The organism is Providencia sp. PROV003, assembly GCF_045040775.1.
Classification (GTDB): domain Bacteria; phylum Pseudomonadota; class Gammaproteobacteria; order Enterobacterales; family Enterobacteriaceae; genus Providencia; species Providencia huashanensis.
Genome location: NZ_CP096369.1, coordinates 3399491 through 3416059, shown reverse-complemented (window position 1 = coordinate 3416059; position 16569 = coordinate 3399491). Strand labels below are relative to the sequence as shown.

The following is a 16569-nucleotide window of genomic DNA, read 5'->3' as shown; positions in this document are numbered from 1 at the left end:
AGCGCCCGTTGGTTGAGCGCTATCTTACGGATTAAATCAGTCCTTCAGCTTTTAATGCATCTTGGACATTAGGGCGTTTGGCAATTTTAGCCATGTAATCTTGTAGGTGGGTTAGGCTAGCTAAATCCAGCCCGACATGTTTTGCCCAACCACTAACGGTAAATAAATAAGCATCGGCAACACTAAAGCTATCACCAGCAAAGAAAGCCTGTTTTGATAGTACGTTGTCGACATATTTAAACTTATTAAATAATATGCCACGAGCGGTGTCTTTATATTCTTCTGGTGTACCGGGGGTAAATAACGGCGAGAAATTTTTATGTAATTCTGTCGAAATAAAATTAAGGGCTTCGAGTTGGTGATAACGTTTCATCGACCCTGGTAGTGCGATTAGGTTACGATCAGGTTTTTGATCAGCAATATATTGAACAATAACAGCACCTTCTGTTAACTGCTCACCATTATCTAGCACTAAAGTTGGAACTTGTCCTTTAGGGTTTATTGCTAAATAATCCTCGCCTTTCTCTGTTTTTTTCTCTTTGATATTAACTCGTTCAATACTGAAGTCTAATCCAGTCTCACGCAGAATAATATGAGGGGACAGCGAGCAAGCACCGGGAGCGTAATACAATTTCATGATAAAACTCCTAAGTTATTAAGTGGGCATTCATATAGCAAATAAACACATATCACTTAAGTATATCATTACTTTCTGTTAACGAATTGCCATCAGGTGCGAGATACATACAAAAATTAAAATTTAAACAAAAATAGGGCCCAAGAGTAAAAATGAGAATGTTAAGGTAAAAGAAAAAAAGCCATAAAATTAAGATAGTTGCCTTAGGTGTATTCGCTATGCTTTGCTAAAATCTACAGCTTACTTTGTATATAAAAATACAGTCGCACAATTGAAATTAGCGAGTAAATAAATGACCAACGGGTGTCAAAAATTAAATATCTTAGGGAAGCTAGATAAAATTTTGATGGCGCACACGCCAAATAATAGCCAAGGGATTAAGCGTTTTATTTTAGAGTTCTGGTTCTTTGGTATCATCAATGCACGTTCTTGTTTATTTGCTGGTTTTTTCTTTTTGGCCTTATTTTTAGTGCCAGCGAAAGGGGTAATGGGGCTTCCTCGCTATGATGCCCTATTAATTTTTGCCGTCACATTTCAAGCTTTATTGGTATGGTCAAAACTAGAAACATGGGATGAATTAAAAGCAATCTGTGTTTTTCATTTAGTCGGTTTTATGATGGAGTTATTTAAAACCTCTGCAACTATTGGTTCATGGCAATACCCCGATGAGGCTTATTCCAAGCTTTGGGGCGTTCCTTTGTTTACTGGTTTTATGTATGCGGCGGTAGGGAGCTATATCATTCAGTCTTGGCGGTTTTTTAACGTTAGAATTGAACATTACCCACCTTATTGGATGGCGACACTTGTTGCTCTTGCCATTTATGTGAATTTTTTTAGCCACCATTATATTGATGATTACCGTTGGTATTTGACAGCTTTTATTTTTGGCTTGTATGCACGTAGTGTCGTTTTTTATACCCCATTAGATAAAGAACGCAGAATGCCTTTATTACTAGCTTTTATGTTGATTGGTTTTTTTATTTGGTTAGCTGAAAACTTTGGGACATTTTTTGGTGTTTGGCAATACCCAAACCAAATTGGTGCTTGGTCAATGGTGCATGCGGGCAAATGGGGAGCATGGTCACTGTTAGTGATTGTCACCTTCACAATTGTTGTACATCTCAAACATATTAAGGCAAATGTGACAATCTCACGCTAATAGCATAAATAGCGGCATTAATTATGATAAATCTTGCCGCCATGCATCGATAGATAAAGGCTCACCAAAATGGCTTTCAATTAGGCGGCGAGTGACATCATGCAGAGGGGCGGCTAAAACTTCAGCAGTATTGCCTCGCTCGACAACTTCTCCTTTATCCATCACTAGCATTTTATCGCTAATATGTTTCATCATGCCTAAATGTTGGGTGACATAAATAAAAGCAATATCTTGCTTTGCTTGTAAATCCAACATTAGATTAATGATTTGCGAACGCATCGACATATCTAAAGAAGCCAATGCTTCATCCGCAACAATAATTTCCGGCTGTAGGATAAGTGCTCTAGCCAATGCGATGCGTTGTTTCTGCCCTGATGCTAACATATGAGGGTAATATTCTGCATGGTCAGCAAGTAAACCTACTTGGCGAAGTGTTTGAATTATACGCCTTTCACGCTCAATTCCTGTTAAATCAGTATTTAGCTTTAAAGGAAGCTCAAGGGTCTGGCCAATACGCTGCCTTGGGTTTAATGAGGTGCTGGGGTCTTGGAATATCATGCGAACCCGTTGACAACGGTAACTGTAATCACCAAATTTGAGGTGCTGCCCACGGATAAAAATATCGCCACTAGTGGGCTCGACAACACCTGATAACATACGTGCAAGTGTCGACTTCCCTGAACCGTTGGCGCCAATAATGGCTAAGGTTTGGCCCGCTTGTAAGTTAAAACTGACAGGTTTTACGGCTTGTAACTCATGGCGATGAAATAGCCCTTCACGGAAACGGAAAGTCTTAGTGAGGTTACGTACTTCAAGTAAGGTTTCCATTATGGCTGTTCCTCGGTGTTTAACGGATAGTGACAAGCAACGAGATGGCCTTTAATACTGCGTAATTGAGGCGCAATGATACAAGTACGCTGCGCATAAGGGCAACGTGGACCAAGGCGGCAACCAATAGGCAAATGTTCCAGTGAAGGAATTGCACCGGGTAAGGTATTCAACCGCCCTTTGTGAGGAATTGGGCTTTCAAAATCAGGAATTGAACGAATTAGGGCTTGTGTATATGGGTGCCGTGGGCGCTGTAACATATCTTCAGGAGTCGCACTTTCAACGGTTTGACCACAATAAAGTACATTAATACGGTCAACTAATTTTGACATCATTTCCAAATCATGGCTAATCAGTAGAATACCCATGTTATTGTTTTGATTTAACTTATCAAGTAAACGAAATATTTGAGCTTGCGTGGTGGACTCCATTGCGTTGGTCGGCTCATCCGCAATCAATAAACGGGGTTGGTTAGCAATGGCGATAGCTATCATCACTTTTTGGCATTCACCGTCAGTGAGTTCATAGGGATAGCTACGCATAATATCTTTATGGTCTTTAATACCAACCCGGTGTAATAACTCTATCGCTCGGCGTTTTCGCCAATTAAAGCGTTGCCACCAACGGCCCTTATAGGTCCAACTGGGAATAGATTGAATTAGCTGTTTACCAATATCTGCCGCAGGGTCGAGACAAGACTGGGGCTCTTGAAATATCATTGAAATATTATGGCCAATTAACCGGCGGCGTTTACGAGGACTGAGTTTTAATAAGTCGATATCTTGAAAACGAAAGCGGTCGGCTGTTACCCTAATATTATCTTTAGTTACCCCACAAATTGCTTTGGCGATTAGGCTCTTACCTGAACCTGATTCGCCGACTAAACCGCGTATTTCACCTTCAGATAGAGTCATGGATACACGGTCAACCGCTTTAACAGGGCCATTCGCCGTCATAAATTCGATGGTTAAATTGCGGATGTCTAATAGTGGCATTATTCAACTCCCGCATTAATCGCTCGGTGTAACCCATCGCCTAAAAGGTTAACAAAGAGCACGCTTATCATGATAGCAATACCAGGAAGGATCACGGTCCAAGGTGCGACATAGATAAGTTCTAAAGTATCACCAAGCATTGCCCCCCATTCAGAGGAAGGGAGTTGTGCACCTAAATCAAGAAAGCCTAAAGCGGCAATGTCTAATATGGCAATTGATAGCGCGCGAGTCAGCTCAGTAACCAAAATTGGTGTGATGTTAGGAAGTACGGTATACCATAAAATAAAAATATTTGACGCCCCATCAAGGCGTGCGGCGACAATATATTCTTTATCTAATTCATCATGCACTGCAACATAAATAGTTCTTACCATTCGAGGAATCAATGCAAGACAAATAGCTAGCATAGCATTTTGCAAACTAGCCCCCATAAATGCCACAACAATAATGGCTAATAATAATGAGGGAATAGACAATAGGGTATCAAGTATATGGTTAAACACTGCGGATTTTAACCCACGAGTCATTCCGGCTAAACAACCTAAAACCAACCCGATAATTGTCGCAATGAAGGTCACTAAAATAGCAGAGCCAAAAGTTGATTTAGTACCGATTAATAGCCGGCTAAGAATATCGCGACCAAGATCGTCAGTCCCGAAGAAGAATGCGACCTCACCGTAGTGCGACCAAGAGGGTGGTGTTAATTGATAACCTAAAAACTGTTGATCTAATGCGTAAGGAGCAAGATAAGAACCTGTAAAGCATAGAGCCAACAAAATTAGGACGCCAATAAACCCCACCATTGAAATAACATCTGATGAAAATAAATTCCATACCACACGTGTTGGGGATGGCATTTTTTGTTCACGATAAAAATTATCTGAGGACATACCAATCCTTATGCTTTAATGGGTCCATCATAGCGCCTAAAATATCAGAAAGTACATTTACTGTAATGACTAATGCACCGATTAGCATTACCCCGGCTGAAATCGCCGAATAGTCTTCTTGACGGATCGCAGTGACTAACCAACGGCCAAGCCCCGGCCAGTTAAAGACTAGCTCGGTTACCATTGTGAGAGTTAGCATTGTTGAGAACTGTAACCCAAGTTTAGGGATGATAGGTGGAATAGCATTGTGAAAAATATGGCGCTGAATAATTTTAATTCTTGAGAGACCGCGGATAGCTGCGGCTTTTATATAGTTTTCACTAGCAATTTCTTCGGTACTGTTCCTCACCAAACGTATAACTTCTGTCGTGGGAGCGAGTGCTAGGGTTAGCACTGGCAGCATCATATGCTCAAGTACGTTAATTATCATATCCTTACGATAGGGCGAATCTGAAAGCCATGCATCAATTAAAGCAAACCCTGTCACCGGTTTAAGATTATATAAAAGGTCAATACGACCAGAGACGGGGAGCCACCCAAGATGTAATGAGAAGAATAAAGTTAAAACAAGCGCTAGTACAAAGACAGGCACAGAAAAGCCCAATAAAGCAAAAATACTGATAACAATATCGGCAGGTTTGTTACGCCAAAAAGCCGCTATAATTCCAAGCGGGATCCCTGTGGTTAATGCAAAGATAAAGGCTAAAATACACAGCTCCATTGTTGCAGGGAAGGTATCTTTTAGCTGTTCGGTTATGGGCTCACCATTGATACTAGAAACACCAAAATCAAAATGAAGTAAACCATCGAAATAGAAAATATAAGCATCAATGAGTGACGCACCACTTAACGGCGCGTTAGGTGTAAAATAACTTAAGCTAAAGCTCACTAATGATAAAAAGAATACGGTAACTAGTAGCAATAAAAAACGACGCAGAGAATAAATTATCATGGTTGCGAACTCGGCTTTTTAGGTGCAACTTTAATTTTTTGCTCCATTTCACGATACACCCCAGCAAAGGATGTGTTACCAAAGGCACTGATCATTAAGCCCTTAATATCATAACGATATGCTTGTAAACGTAAAGAATAGGCTAGGGGTAAAACGGGAAGTTCTTCCCCTAAAATTTGCTGCGCTTGATGGTAATAATCGATACGAGCAGCGAGTTGTTGTGTCAGCAATGCTTTATGCAAAATCTCATCAAATGAAGGGTTGCACCAGTGGCTCAAGTTGGTCTGTGAACCTATTGCTGCACAGCTAAGCAAAGGACGAAAGAAACTGTCAGGGTCATTACTGTCTGTTGTCCATCCTGCGAGTGTCATATCATGAGACCTATCCATTAATTGGTTTTCTTGAAAGCGGCCTTCAACAGAACGGATATTCATAATAACTCCGACTTGTGCTAAATCAGCTTGGATAAGCTCAGCCATTTTCAATGGGCTGGGGTTGTATGATTGTGAAGCAATTGGCACCCATAAGTCTAACTTGAGGTTTTCTAACCCCATTTCTTGTAGCATTTGCTTTGAGAGTTCTGGATTGTAATCTGTTATTTTGGCTTGGTTATCATATGCCCACGAAGCCCTAGGTAGGATTGATGCCGCTGTTTCAGCGGTACCATAATAAATAGACTGCATTAGCCTTTCATTATTGATCGCATAAGCAATAGCTTGGCGTACTTTTAGCTTATCTAATGGCGGTTTACTGGTATTAAATGATAAATAAGCGATATTCATACCCGAGCGCATGGAAATCCGTAAGCGTGGGTCATCACGTAACACTTTTAGTTGGCTTGCCGCGGGGTAAGCTAAAACGTCGCATTCCCCTGTGAGTAATTTTGAAATACGCCCAGTTCCACCGGCACCCATATCGACGACGACTTCTTCCATACGAGGTTGACCTTTCCAATATTGGTCATTTCTAAGTAAACGAACAAATTGCCCAGCTTGGTAGTCATCTAAATTAAATGGCCCTGTGCCAACAGGACGCCAGTCAATCAACTCTTGGCGGTTAATACTCGAAAGGTAGTCTGCATATTCAGCCGACAGGATAGGGGCATAGTGAGTCGCTAAGTGCCATAAGAAGGAGGCATCCGGTGAGTTCAAACGGAACTCAACCGTATAGTTATTAATTTTTTGTATACTTTGTACGCTACTCGCAAATTGCAAACTATCAAAATAAGGGTAACGGCCACCATTAATATAATGGTAAGGATGATTTACCTCAAACATACGGGCGAAGCTAAACACAACGTCATTTGCATTCATGTTGCGGGTCGGTGAAAACCAAGGCGTATTTTGGAATTTTACGTCTTTACGTAGGTGTAAACGGTAAGTTGCGCCGTTATCAAGAACCTCCCAACGTGATGCAAGTTCGGGAATTAAACGATAGGTAAAAGGGTCGACATCTAATAGGCGGTCATAAATTTGTGCGCCAAGAGGGTCGACAATGAGCCCACTGCTGACCAACTGAGGGTTAAATGTTGTGACGATGCCATTTACACAATAAATAAAACCTTTTTGGCGTATATCAGCTGGGACCTCGTTTGCCACGATGTCTGGGTAATGCCCTTGGTTAGCAAGTGCACGGGCAGATAAAGAAATGATAAGTAAAAACCAAAAAGTTAGTTGGCGCATAACACTGATATCGTTAACCTGAATGAGCCTATTGTAGCGTAAAAATAGGGGCTCTGGGTATAAGCAAAATTTTAATCAAAAAAATAGGAATGAATAGGCGTAATTAATGGAGTAAACCTAATAATCTAACTTTAAATTATTAGGTTTATCATTGAACTATGTCTTAATGAGAAAAAATCTCATTAAAAAGCTTTACAAACGGCATTGATAACGATTATCATTCGTTTTGTCGATTAAGCAAACGCTTATGTAGACAAGGCATGACATTGCTCACATTGCTTCCAGTGTTTTATTTGATAGCCAGCATGGGTGCTGGCTTTTTTTTATCCAAACATAAGCAGTCAATTGGCACAGACGGCAGTAATAAAAAGCGAATTTATTCTAAACCAACATATTTTAAATCATCTTTTGTCACTTTGCCTTGAAGGGTACACAAAAAGCGAACGACACCTCTTTGCTCATCCTTTTCAATAATCAGCATTTTTTCAGCGGCATTCTTGTCAAGGTTGTAACGTTGAGCTGCATTTTCGTTAAATACCCAGTGATCTTGTAAATTATGCCTAATCATGGGGGAATATATATAACTATTACCAATCTTGATAATGCTAATCCTTGATGTAGTATGGCGGATCACTTCTTCAAGGCTTTGTGTTGTTTCGAACCCCCAAAAATAATACTGTCCACGCATTCCCATATAAGAAAAGTCATCATATTTGTCAAAATCACTATGACTAGCAATAAAACGGTTAAAAGTGACTTTATTTGTCGGGGAAAAATTGATATTGACAGAAATTTGCTTACCATCACTAAGCTGTGATTTATTTAAAATGTCAGAGACATCTTGTAAGACAGGGCTTTCTTTAATTTTCTCAAAAAAGGATGAGTCACAATAAGAAAAAGTTCTCATTAATGACTCAGCATTGGTGATAGGAGATAAAGCTAGAATAAAAAATGTTACAGCTAAAATGTTTATATTTTTCATAATAGTCTCCTTTTAGTAAATAAAGTTATGGTCTAGAGATATCACATAAATACATTTCGCACAGTAGATAAATATGACAATTTGTAAAATAAAGAAATAATTTAATTTATTAAAGAGTGTTCTGAGAATAGTAAAAAATTATAATGATAAGAATGCAGGGTATAACATTGGCATAATCATTATGTTAATAATTAACTTATTGTGCGAGAAGATTTACCCAATAAAATTGTATAAAATACTTAGTTAAGATAACCTTAATTTTTTATCTCATTGAAAATAATTGCAGATTAATTAATTTAAGGCAAGTTGATAAAAATTGAACCTTATCTAATTGATATGCGTGAATTTAAACTCGGGGTTTGGTTTTTTGCTTTTATTTAGAAAAAATAATATATATGTATTTAAAATTTAAATATTATTAGGTGTTATCGCGTATTAGGTAATAAAGGTTGAGGCCAATTTTTTGAAATATTTGGCAATAAAAATACAGTTAATAAGGAAGATAATAATGTCTAAATTTAAAGCCGTGTTCAAATAACCATAATGTCACTTGAACACTATTTATTATTAGGGCTCTAATTTAATCTGATGTTTTTTAATCAAACCACGTAGTTGGTCATAACTTAATGAAAGTAATTTTGCAGCTTTACGTTGGTTAAAATGGCTTATTTCAAGTGCTTGCTCTAACAACCTTTTCTCAGATGTTTGTTGCCATTGGCGCAAGTCACAAGGTAACGAGGGCAATGTTGAGGAAGAAGGAGACACAGATTGTTGAGCAGGTAATGACTCATGTAATTCTGTGAGTCGCTCTCCAAAGGGGTTAAAAATAATATTGTTGACAGGCTCTGCACGGTCACCATGACGGTATACGGAGCGCTCTATGACATTTTTCAATTCACGTACATTACCAGGCCAAGGGTATTGTTGTAGTGTTTGTTGGGCATCATGAGTAAAACCAGTAAAATGTGAACGTTTTAGTTCTCCACACATTAAAATGGCGAAATGCTCTGCTAGTAGTAAAATATCTGGTTGGCGTTCACGCAAAGGTGGTATGCGGATTACATCAAAAGCAAGTCTGTCTAAGAGGTCTGCTCGAAATCGACCTTGTTTCGCCAGTTCTGGCAAATTCGCATTAGTAGCACAAATTAAACGAACATCAACATGTAATGATTGGCTTCCTCCCACTCGTTCTAATTCACCATATTCAATTACTCGTAATAATTTTTCTTGTACTGACATTGGGGCTGTGGCTAATTCGTCCAGAAAAAGTGACCCTTTATCAGCGCGTTCAAAGCGGCCTTGATGGCGTTTTTGTGCGCCTGTAAAAGACCCTGCCTCATGTCCGAATAATTCAGAATCCAGTAAATTCTCATTGAGTCCACTGCAATTGAGAGAGATAAAAGCTTCTTGCCATCGAGGGGATAAGTAATGAAGCCTATCGGCGATAAGCTCTTTACCTGTACCTCGTTCACCAATAACCAGTATAGGTTTACTCAGTTGAGCGAGCTCGGAGGTTTGTTCTAGTACGTCTAAAAAATTACTTGAAATACCAAGGATCGGGTCATTAGTCTCTTTCATGGTTATTTTTACCAATAGTTGGTTTAAAATGCCTGTTTTTTACTATAGGCTAAAATGAAATAAAAGGGAAAGCATATAATTATTTACTTAAAAATCATTTGGATATAAATAAATTTTAAAGTTGGCACGCTAGTTGCAATATTTTCTTCGCAAATAGTTTGGTATAACGAATTAATTGTATGACTTACGGAGCGTCAGGTATTGGTTGGAAGCCAAATCAGGTCGAGGCGCTACAGAATGATAAAATCCATCAAGAGGAAATAAATAATGGGTATTTTTTCACGTTTTGCCGATATCATTAATGCAAACATCGCTTCTTTGTTAGACAAAGCTGAAGATCCGCAAAAAATGATCCGCCTGATGATTCAGGAAATGGAAGATATGTTGGTTGAAATTCGCTCAACATCTGCACGTACTCTAGCAGAAAAAAAAGGGCTAGAACGCCGTATTGAAATGGGTGAAAAGCAAGTTGCTGATTGGCAAGAAAAAGCAGAATTAGCACTCGTTAAAGATAAAGAAGATTTAGCGCGTGCTGCATTGATTGAAAAACAAAAAGTTAGTGACATGGTAGATACATTAAAACATGAGCTAATTATTGTTGGTGAAACATTAGCCCGTTTGAAAGGCGAAATTACTGAATTGGAAAATAAACTGCAGGAAACGCGTGCTAAGCAGCAGTCCATGGTAGTTCGTATGGAAGCTGCGCAATCAAGCCGTAATGTTCGCCGTCAGTTGGATAGTGGCAAGCTTGATGAAGCTATGGCGCGTTTCGAACAGTTTGAACGTCGTATCGACCATATGGAAGGCGAAGCCCAAAGTTATGGTATTGGCAAACAAAAATCACTGGACCAACAGTTTGCTGAATTGAAAGCAGACGATGAAATTAGTGCGCAATTAGCTGCACTTAAAGCTAAAATAAACAAAGAGCAATAACAGTATTTTTGATGCACTGATGCGTTGGTAACATCGTATCAGTGCTGTAGACAAGCAAACCATATGTATAAGGAAATGTGATGGGCTACGTTTTTCTGTCTCTCGGATTAATAATTTTTCTCATTTTTATTTTGCCTATTTGGCTGTGGTTACACTACAGCAAAAAGAATAATGGGCAAGGGAGTCAGCTAACCGAAAATGAAATACAGCGTTTAATGCAATTGGCTGAACAGGCATCACACATGCAGCAACGTATTAAAACGCTTGAAGACATTTTGGATGCAGAGCACCCAAATTGGAGGCAAAAATAATGACTCAATTTCGCGGCCGTAAGCTGTACCGTTTAACGGATAGACGTGTGTTCGGTGGTGTATGTTCGGGTATTGCAGAATACTTGGAACTTCCGGTTGCTTTGGTTAGGGCATTGGCTGTACTGGCTTTATTTGTCAGTTTCGGAATTACATTAATTTTGTATATTGTTATGTGCTTTGTTGTTGAAACCGCGCCAAGTGGTTATCGCTCAGAGCAAGATATTGGGCCTGAAGTGAGTAGCCTAATAAACCAAATAGATACACAGTTAAAATCAGGTGAAATGAAGCTACGCCAGATTGAAAGATATGTAACTTCAGATACTTATACTGTTAATAGTAAATTTCGTGATCTATAACATTTCGCATTGTCATCACACGATAAGGGGTTAGGTATTGATGCCGAATCCCTTTTGTTTTCAACGTGTCAGTGAGCGCAGTATGTCAAATCAAACCAATCCTCGATTAAAAAAATTCGCTAAACAACTAATATTGAAGAGAGGAGTTAAATTTATTTTATTGTTATTGATGACTTATGGCCCTGCGGGTGTCATCGGGAAAATAATTAAGCTGTTGAGCAGTAAGTGGCTAATAAATGCGTTAATTAAGCGGTTAACCTAATTCAATTTGTTGTTTTATGCTAAATTAATAAGGGTATTATCTATCTAACCACCAGTGTTGTTGGTGAAATTGATTTATATTTAAAGGATAAGTCTTCGGAGGAGCATGAAACGGCTGCAAAATGAATTAACTGATTTGATGAACCGGAGTGTTGACCGTCATGTCAGGCTAGCAGTAACCGGGCTTAGCCGTAGTGGTAAGACGGCATTTATCACCTCGTTAGTTAATCAATTATTGAATGTTAATACTGGTGCCCGGTTACCATTATTTTCCGCTGCAAGGGACAAACGATTATTGGGTGTTAAACGCGTTCCTCACCGTGATTTATCGGTACCACGTTTTGCGTACGATGAAGGGATCGCTTCACTCTATGGTCAACCTCCACAATGGCCAACGCCGACTCGAGGCGTGAGTGAAATCCGCTTAAAATTACATTATCGTTCAGAAGATTCTTTCCTTCGCCATTTTGTTGATAATTCTTCGCTATATTTGGAAATAGTTGATTACCCAGGTGAATGGCTATTGGATCTTCCTATGCTGGATTTGTATTATTTGGCTTGGTCAGAGCAAATGCATACTTTAGTCAAAGGGGAACGAGCTCATTTAGCGCAATCATGGCTGACTTTGTGTGAGAAATGTGACCCATTAGCGCCTGTCGATGAGAATTTATTGGCCGAAATTTCAGAAGCGTATACACAATATTTATTAGAATGTAAGGCCCAAGGGCAACATTTTATTCAGCCTGGTCGTTTTGTATTACCTGCGGAATTGGCTGGGGCTCCAGCGTTGCAATTTTTCCCTTGGCCAAATGTTGCAAAATATGGGGAGAAAAAGCTCGCCCAAGCAGGTAAGAATACGAATATTGGCGCGTTACAACAGCGTTATCAATATTATTGTGAGCACGTAGTAAAAGGGTTTTATCGGGAGCATTTTCAACGCTTTGATCGGCAAATTGTTTTAGTTGATTGCTTGCAACCGTTAAACAGTGGGGCTGATGCATTTAATGATATGAGAATGGCGCTGACCCAATTGATGCGCAGCTTTCAATATGGGAAACGGACATTATTAAGACGCTTATTTTCTCCTTGTATTGATAAATTACTGTTTGCTGCCAGTAAGTCCGATCATGTTACCCCTGATCAACATGCAAATTTAGTGGCGCTTTTACAACAATTGGTTCAAGAAGCTTGGCAACACGCCGCATTTGAAGGGATAAGCATGGATTGTGTTGGGTTAGCGTCGATACAGGCCACAGAAAGCGGTCTTGTGGATTATAAAGGCGAGAAACTACCCGCTTTAAAAGGCGAGCGCTTAAGTGATGGTTTGCCGTTGACTTTTTATCCAGGGGAAGTGCCAAAACGGCTGCCAAATGAGCAATTCTGGCAACGGCAAGGTTTCCAGTTTGAAAACTTTAGGCCACGATTTACACCTATTGACCAACCATTGCCCCATATCCGTATGGATAGCGCGCTAGAATTTCTGTTGGGAGATAAACTAAAATGAATGAACCTCTAAAACAACGTCTTGATTTTGCTGATAGCCTTGAAAAAGAAAATGAAGAAAAGCTGAAAAAGGCACATTTTTTTGATGAGCAAGAGCTTGAAAAATTTACGCCTATCTCTTTGGAATTAGAACAAGATAACCAAGAAGGTGAGGTAGAAAGCCTAATTAACGAAGCATTAAAACCTAAAAGAAGTTTTTGGCGTAAGTTAGTCGGAACCGCAGTGGGGGTTTTTGCTGTCAGTGTGGTCGCTCAATTAGGTATTTGGATACACCAGTCATGGGTTACTCAGGATTGGACGGCCCTAGGTACTGCGGCAGCAGGGGGCTTGATTATTATTGCCGGTGTAGGGTCAATTGCGGGAGAATGGCGGCGCTTGTACCGTTTAAGAGAGCGGGCGCAAGAACGGGATTTTGCGCGAGAACTTTTACACAGCCATGGCATGGGGCAAGGGAAGCCTTTTTGTGAAAAACTAGCCAAACAATCGGCATTATCGGCACAACACCCCGCACTGCAACGTTGGCAGGCAACTATCCATGATTCTCATAATGACCGAGAAATCGTAGAATTATACAGCAGAATGGTTCAACCTATTTTGGATGAACAAGCACGCAAAGAAATTAGTCGTTGCTCGGCAGAGTCGGCAATCATGATCGCGGTTAGCCCATTAGCGATTGTCGATATGGCTTTCATTGCATGGCGTAACATTCGTTTAATCAACCGAATCGCTGCAATTTATGGCATAGAATTGGGCTATTATAGCCGTATTAGGTTGTTTCGTATGGTGTTAATCAATATTGCATTCGCTGGAGCATCTGAATTGATCCGTGAGGTCGGTATGGATTGGCTGTCACAGGATATCACCGCGCGTTTATCGACACGTGCCGCACAAGGTATCGGTGCAGGCTTGCTAACCGCTCGCCTTGGTATCAAAGCGATGGAGCTATGCCGGCCATTGCCTTGGATTGAAGACAAACCAAGGTTAGCTGATTTTCGTCATCAACTTATTGGTCAATTAAAGAATGTTATTCCCAGTAAGAAAAATAAATCATAAATAGAGAATAATTGGCAGGGGGAGTTGACAGTTTTGACTCACCCTGCAGCATTATTTGTCAATTAATAGTTTTATTGCTATTCCAACACACAAAAAAAAGCCTAAAATAGTGATATTGTCTGAGTATTCACGTTAACATTACAGACTGTCAACAATATGTGACACAAACACTGTATTCCCCTAGTATTTAACGCTAAAATACCTTTATTCAATCGACTTTTCTGATAAAGGTTTCTATCCATGCGCCTCGAAGTGACCTGCCAAGACCGAATCGGTTTAACACGTGAATTACTTGATCTTTTAGTCCTGCAAAATATTGACTTGAAAGGGATTGAGATTTCACCACAACGTAAAATTTACCTTAACTTCACACCTGTAGATTTTCAGGTATTTAGTACATTGATGGCAGAGATTCGCCGTATTAATGGTGTCATTGATGTACGTCGAATTTACTTTATGCCTTCAGAACGAGAGCATAAAGCTGTTTGGGCGTTATTAAATTCATTTCCAGAGCCCGTTTTGTCTATTGATAATAAATTAAATATCGAATTGGTTAACCCAATGACATTACAGTTATTTGGCTACGATGAAACCAAAATTCGTGAGAAAACATTTTCTCAACTCGTTGGTAGCCAAGGTTTATTGCGTTGGTTTGAACGTGAATCACCAGAGCCTTATACAGAAAAAGTCGTTATTAAAGGCCGAGACTATTTAATGCAAGTCACGCCAATTATCTTGGCTGATGAAAATGGTAAATCCCATTGTACAGGTGCAGTGTTATTGCTGAAATCGGCTGAAATTTTAGACCAACAGCGTAAACAAGTGGTTGAAATTGATAAAAGCGGCTTTGAACAAATTATTGCTGTTAGCCCTGTGATGGTAAATGTGGTTGAACGGGCAAAACGTATAGCGATGCTTGATGAACCCTTGTTACTTGTGGGTGAAACAGGAACAGGGAAAGATATTTTAGCGAAAGCTTGCCATTTACATAGCGCGAGGGGGAAAGAACCTTTCTTAGGGTTAAATTGTGCTTCGATGCCTGATGATGTGGTGGAAAGTGAATTATTTGGTTATGCCGCAGGGGCGTATCCAAATGCAGTTGAAGGTAAAAAAGGTTTTTTTGAACAAGCAAATGGTGGCACTGTTTTACTTGATGAAATTGCGGAAATGTCGCCTCAAATGCAAATTAAATTATTACGTTTTCTAAATGATGGGACATTCAGGCGTGTTGGCGAAGAGCGGGAAGTGAAAGTGAATGTTCGCGTGATTTGTGCTACGCAGAAAAATTTACCTCAGCTAGTCGCAGAGAAGAAATTTAGGGAAGACCTTTACTACCGTTTAAATGTGTTAACACTAGCTATACCGCCATTACGTGAACGCAAAGAAGATATTTTACCGTTGACTAAAGCATTTGTTGCGAGTTTCTCGAAAGAATTACATATGGCTGAACCTAAATTAACGCCTTCATTAATTGAGTATTTGGGAAGTTATGACTGGCCGGGCAATGTAAGGCAGTTAAGAAATGCACTTTATCAAAGTTTAACGCAATTAGATGGCCATACTTTAGATGCAGATAACGTCCAACTGCCAACTGTTGCGAACACACCTGCTCTGGCGTTGGATTCACTTAATGGTTCTCTAGATGAAATAACGAAGCGTTATGAAGCTTCGGTGTTGTCACGTTTATACCGTGATTATCCAAGTACGCGCAAATTAGCAAAACGTTTGGATATTTCTCATACAGCAATTGCCAATAAGCTGAGAGAATATGGCCTCAATACCAAAAAAGAGCAAGATTAAATACAATGAGTAAAAGATTAACATTCATATTAGCTGCAATATTGGTTGGAGTGAGTACACCAATGATGGCGGAAACATCGATACCAAATAATGAGCTAAACCAATATTGCCAAGATACTGTGCAAACTATGGATGAAATCTATGAAAATGGTGCGTTGACTAAATGCTATTTTACGGGTGATTCAATCCTAGAAGCCTATCAACACTACCGAGCAGGGTTGGTTGATGGGCAACAATTCTTAACTAAAAAGCTAATGATAAAAACAGATATGGATATGCCATGTCCATCTGAAGGGTGTGTTGCTATTCGCTACCGTTGGAATGGTGGTCAGAACTTAAAAATTGAACAGGAATTCGAAGGTGGGGAAACTCACTTACAATTTAGGCAAAATAGTGATGGGACATCGCTAGAAATTACTAAACACCTTGATTAATTCATTTCTTTATTAACCATTCGGCGGGGAGGCGATAAAACGCGCTTGTCTTGCTGAATGCTTATTTTTCTGTTTAACCACTCATATTTAGATTTCAAACGGGCAAAACCCGACTAATACTATTGCTAATTGGTGATTTTTCCTGCTATATAATAAATATAGCAGCTGTTTATGGGTACCTAATCTCATTCAATAGGTTAAAGCCTACAAGGAGT

Annotated in this window: 16 protein-coding genes; 8 read left to right on the top strand and 8 right to left on the bottom strand. The window is 39.5% G+C overall.

All coding sequences use genetic code 11. The features are described from left to right. Positions 1–31 precede the first annotated feature (31 nt). The gene (gene gstA / locus M1F14_RS15690; RefSeq protein WP_042844014.1) at positions 32–637 is read right to left on the bottom strand and encodes a glutathione transferase GstA; all 606 of its coding nucleotides are present in this window, start codon (positions 635–637) and stop codon (positions 32–34) included. Between the two features lie 292 nt (positions 638–929). On the opposite strand from gstA, the gene M1F14_RS15685 reads away from it, so the two are divergent. Beyond that, the gene (locus M1F14_RS15685) at positions 930–1796 is read left to right on the top strand and encodes a DUF817 domain-containing protein (protein WP_048607024.1); all 867 of its coding nucleotides are present in this window, start codon (positions 930–932) and stop codon (positions 1794–1796) included. A 21-nt stretch (positions 1797–1817) separates the two neighbouring features. Here the strand turns inward: M1F14_RS15685 and sapF are convergent, their stop codons facing one another. The 7 genes from sapF to pspF form a co-directional block, all read right to left on the bottom strand. Next, positions 1818–2624 (bottom strand): putrescine export ABC transporter ATP-binding protein SapF, encoded by an 807-nt coding sequence (sapF, locus tag M1F14_RS15680; RefSeq protein ID WP_042844012.1) that lies wholly within the window; start codon positions 2622–2624, stop codon positions 1818–1820. After that, positions 2624–3619, bottom strand: a complete 996-nt coding sequence (gene sapD, locus M1F14_RS15675) for a putrescine export ABC transporter ATP-binding protein SapD (RefSeq protein WP_042844011.1) — start codon at positions 3617–3619, stop codon at positions 2624–2626. Before sapD ends, sapF begins: the two co-directional genes overlap by 1 nt. Then, the gene (sapC, locus tag M1F14_RS15670; protein WP_042844010.1) at positions 3619–4509 is read right to left on the bottom strand and encodes a putrescine export ABC transporter permease SapC; all 891 of its coding nucleotides are present in this window, start codon (positions 4507–4509) and stop codon (positions 3619–3621) included. The genes sapD and sapC overlap by 1 nt, the downstream gene beginning before the upstream one ends. Beyond that, positions 4496–5461 (bottom strand): putrescine export ABC transporter permease SapB, encoded by a 966-nt coding sequence (gene sapB / locus M1F14_RS15665; protein WP_042844008.1) that lies wholly within the window; start codon positions 5459–5461, stop codon positions 4496–4498. The genes sapC and sapB overlap by 14 nt, the downstream gene beginning before the upstream one ends. Beyond that, on the bottom strand, positions 5458–7143 hold the full coding sequence (gene sapA, locus M1F14_RS15660; protein WP_048607026.1) for an ABC transporter substrate-binding protein SapA: 1686 nt from the start codon (positions 7141–7143) through the stop codon (positions 5458–5460). The genes sapB and sapA overlap by 4 nt, the downstream gene beginning before the upstream one ends. Before the next feature lie 376 nt (positions 7144–7519). Further along, positions 7520–8125 (bottom strand): hypothetical protein, encoded by a 606-nt coding sequence (locus M1F14_RS15655; RefSeq protein ID WP_048607028.1) that lies wholly within the window; start codon positions 8123–8125, stop codon positions 7520–7522. Positions 8126–8692: 567 nt separating this feature from the next. After that, positions 8693–9703 carry a phage shock protein operon transcriptional activator gene (gene pspF, locus M1F14_RS15650; RefSeq protein ID WP_048607030.1) on the bottom strand — a complete coding sequence of 337 codons (1011 nt, stop codon included), beginning with the start codon at positions 9701–9703 and terminating at the stop codon, positions 8693–8695. Between the two features lie 267 nt (positions 9704–9970). On the opposite strand from pspF, the gene pspA reads away from it, so the two are divergent. The 7 genes from pspA to M1F14_RS15615 all read left to right on the top strand — a co-directional run bounded on the left by pspA (position 9971) and on the right by M1F14_RS15615 (position 16354). Next, a complete protein-coding gene (gene pspA / locus M1F14_RS15645; protein ID WP_042844004.1) occupies positions 9971–10636 on the top strand; it encodes a phage shock protein PspA in 666 nt (221 codons plus the stop codon). 80 nt (positions 10637–10716) lie between these two features. Beyond that, a complete protein-coding gene (gene pspB, locus M1F14_RS15640; RefSeq protein ID WP_042844003.1) occupies positions 10717–10947 on the top strand; it encodes an envelope stress response membrane protein PspB in 231 nt (76 codons plus the stop codon). Then, on the top strand, positions 10947–11303 hold the full coding sequence (gene pspC / locus M1F14_RS15635; protein WP_042844002.1) for an envelope stress response membrane protein PspC: 357 nt from the start codon (positions 10947–10949) through the stop codon (positions 11301–11303). Before pspB ends, pspC begins: the two co-directional genes overlap by 1 nt. 367 nt (positions 11304–11670) lie before the next feature. Beyond that, positions 11671–13068, top strand: coding sequence for a YcjX family protein (locus M1F14_RS15630; RefSeq protein ID WP_129465841.1), 1398 nt, complete (start codon positions 11671–11673; stop codon positions 13066–13068). Next, positions 13065–14120: a YcjF family protein gene (locus M1F14_RS15625; protein WP_042843999.1), complete on the top strand. Its 1056-nt coding sequence runs from the start codon at positions 13065–13067 to the stop codon at positions 14118–14120. Before M1F14_RS15630 ends, M1F14_RS15625 begins: the two co-directional genes overlap by 4 nt. 240 nt (positions 14121–14360) lie before the next feature. Then, positions 14361–15920, top strand: a complete 1560-nt coding sequence (gene tyrR / locus M1F14_RS15620; protein WP_048607033.1) for a transcriptional regulator TyrR — start codon at positions 14361–14363, stop codon at positions 15918–15920. Between the two features lie 5 nt (positions 15921–15925). Then, positions 15926–16354: a hypothetical protein gene (locus M1F14_RS15615; RefSeq protein ID WP_071548028.1), complete on the top strand. Its 429-nt coding sequence runs from the start codon at positions 15926–15928 to the stop codon at positions 16352–16354. The last annotated feature ends 215 nt before the right edge of the window (positions 16355–16569 follow it).

Bases quoted from the DNA above. Each gene is read 5' to 3' on its own strand.
- gstA (WP_042844014.1), bottom strand. From the start codon at position 637: ATGAAATTGTATTACGCTCCCGGTGCTTGCTCGCTGTCCCCTCATATT.
- M1F14_RS15685 (WP_048607024.1), top strand. From the start codon at position 930: ATGACCAACGGGTGTCAAAAATTAAATATCTTAGGGAAGCTAGATAAA.
- sapF (WP_042844012.1), bottom strand. From the start codon at position 2,624: ATGGAAACCTTACTTGAAGTACGTAACCTCACTAAGACTTTCCGTTTC.
- sapD (WP_042844011.1), bottom strand. From the start codon at position 3,619: ATGCCACTATTAGACATCCGCAATTTAACCATCGAATTTATGACGGCG.
- sapC (WP_042844010.1), bottom strand. From the start codon at position 4,509: ATGTCCTCAGATAATTTTTATCGTGAACAAAAAATGCCATCCCCAACA.
- sapB (WP_042844008.1), bottom strand. From the start codon at position 5,461: ATGATAATTTATTCTCTGCGTCGTTTTTTATTGCTACTAGTTACCGTA.
- sapA (WP_048607026.1), bottom strand. From the start codon at position 7,143: ATGCGCCAACTAACTTTTTGGTTTTTACTTATCATTTCTTTATCTGCC.
- M1F14_RS15655 (WP_048607028.1), bottom strand. From the start codon at position 8,125: ATGAAAAATATAAACATTTTAGCTGTAACATTTTTTATTCTAGCTTTA.
- pspF (WP_048607030.1), bottom strand. From the start codon at position 9,703: ATGAAAGAGACTAATGACCCGATCCTTGGTATTTCAAGTAATTTTTTA.
- pspA (WP_042844004.1), top strand. From the start codon at position 9,971: ATGGGTATTTTTTCACGTTTTGCCGATATCATTAATGCAAACATCGCT.
- pspB (WP_042844003.1), top strand. From the start codon at position 10,717: ATGGGCTACGTTTTTCTGTCTCTCGGATTAATAATTTTTCTCATTTTT.
- pspC (WP_042844002.1), top strand. From the start codon at position 10,947: ATGACTCAATTTCGCGGCCGTAAGCTGTACCGTTTAACGGATAGACGT.
- M1F14_RS15630 (WP_129465841.1), top strand. From the start codon at position 11,671: ATGAAACGGCTGCAAAATGAATTAACTGATTTGATGAACCGGAGTGTT.
- M1F14_RS15625 (WP_042843999.1), top strand. From the start codon at position 13,065: ATGAATGAACCTCTAAAACAACGTCTTGATTTTGCTGATAGCCTTGAA.
- tyrR (WP_048607033.1), top strand. From the start codon at position 14,361: ATGCGCCTCGAAGTGACCTGCCAAGACCGAATCGGTTTAACACGTGAA.
- M1F14_RS15615 (WP_071548028.1), top strand. From the start codon at position 15,926: ATGAGTAAAAGATTAACATTCATATTAGCTGCAATATTGGTTGGAGTG.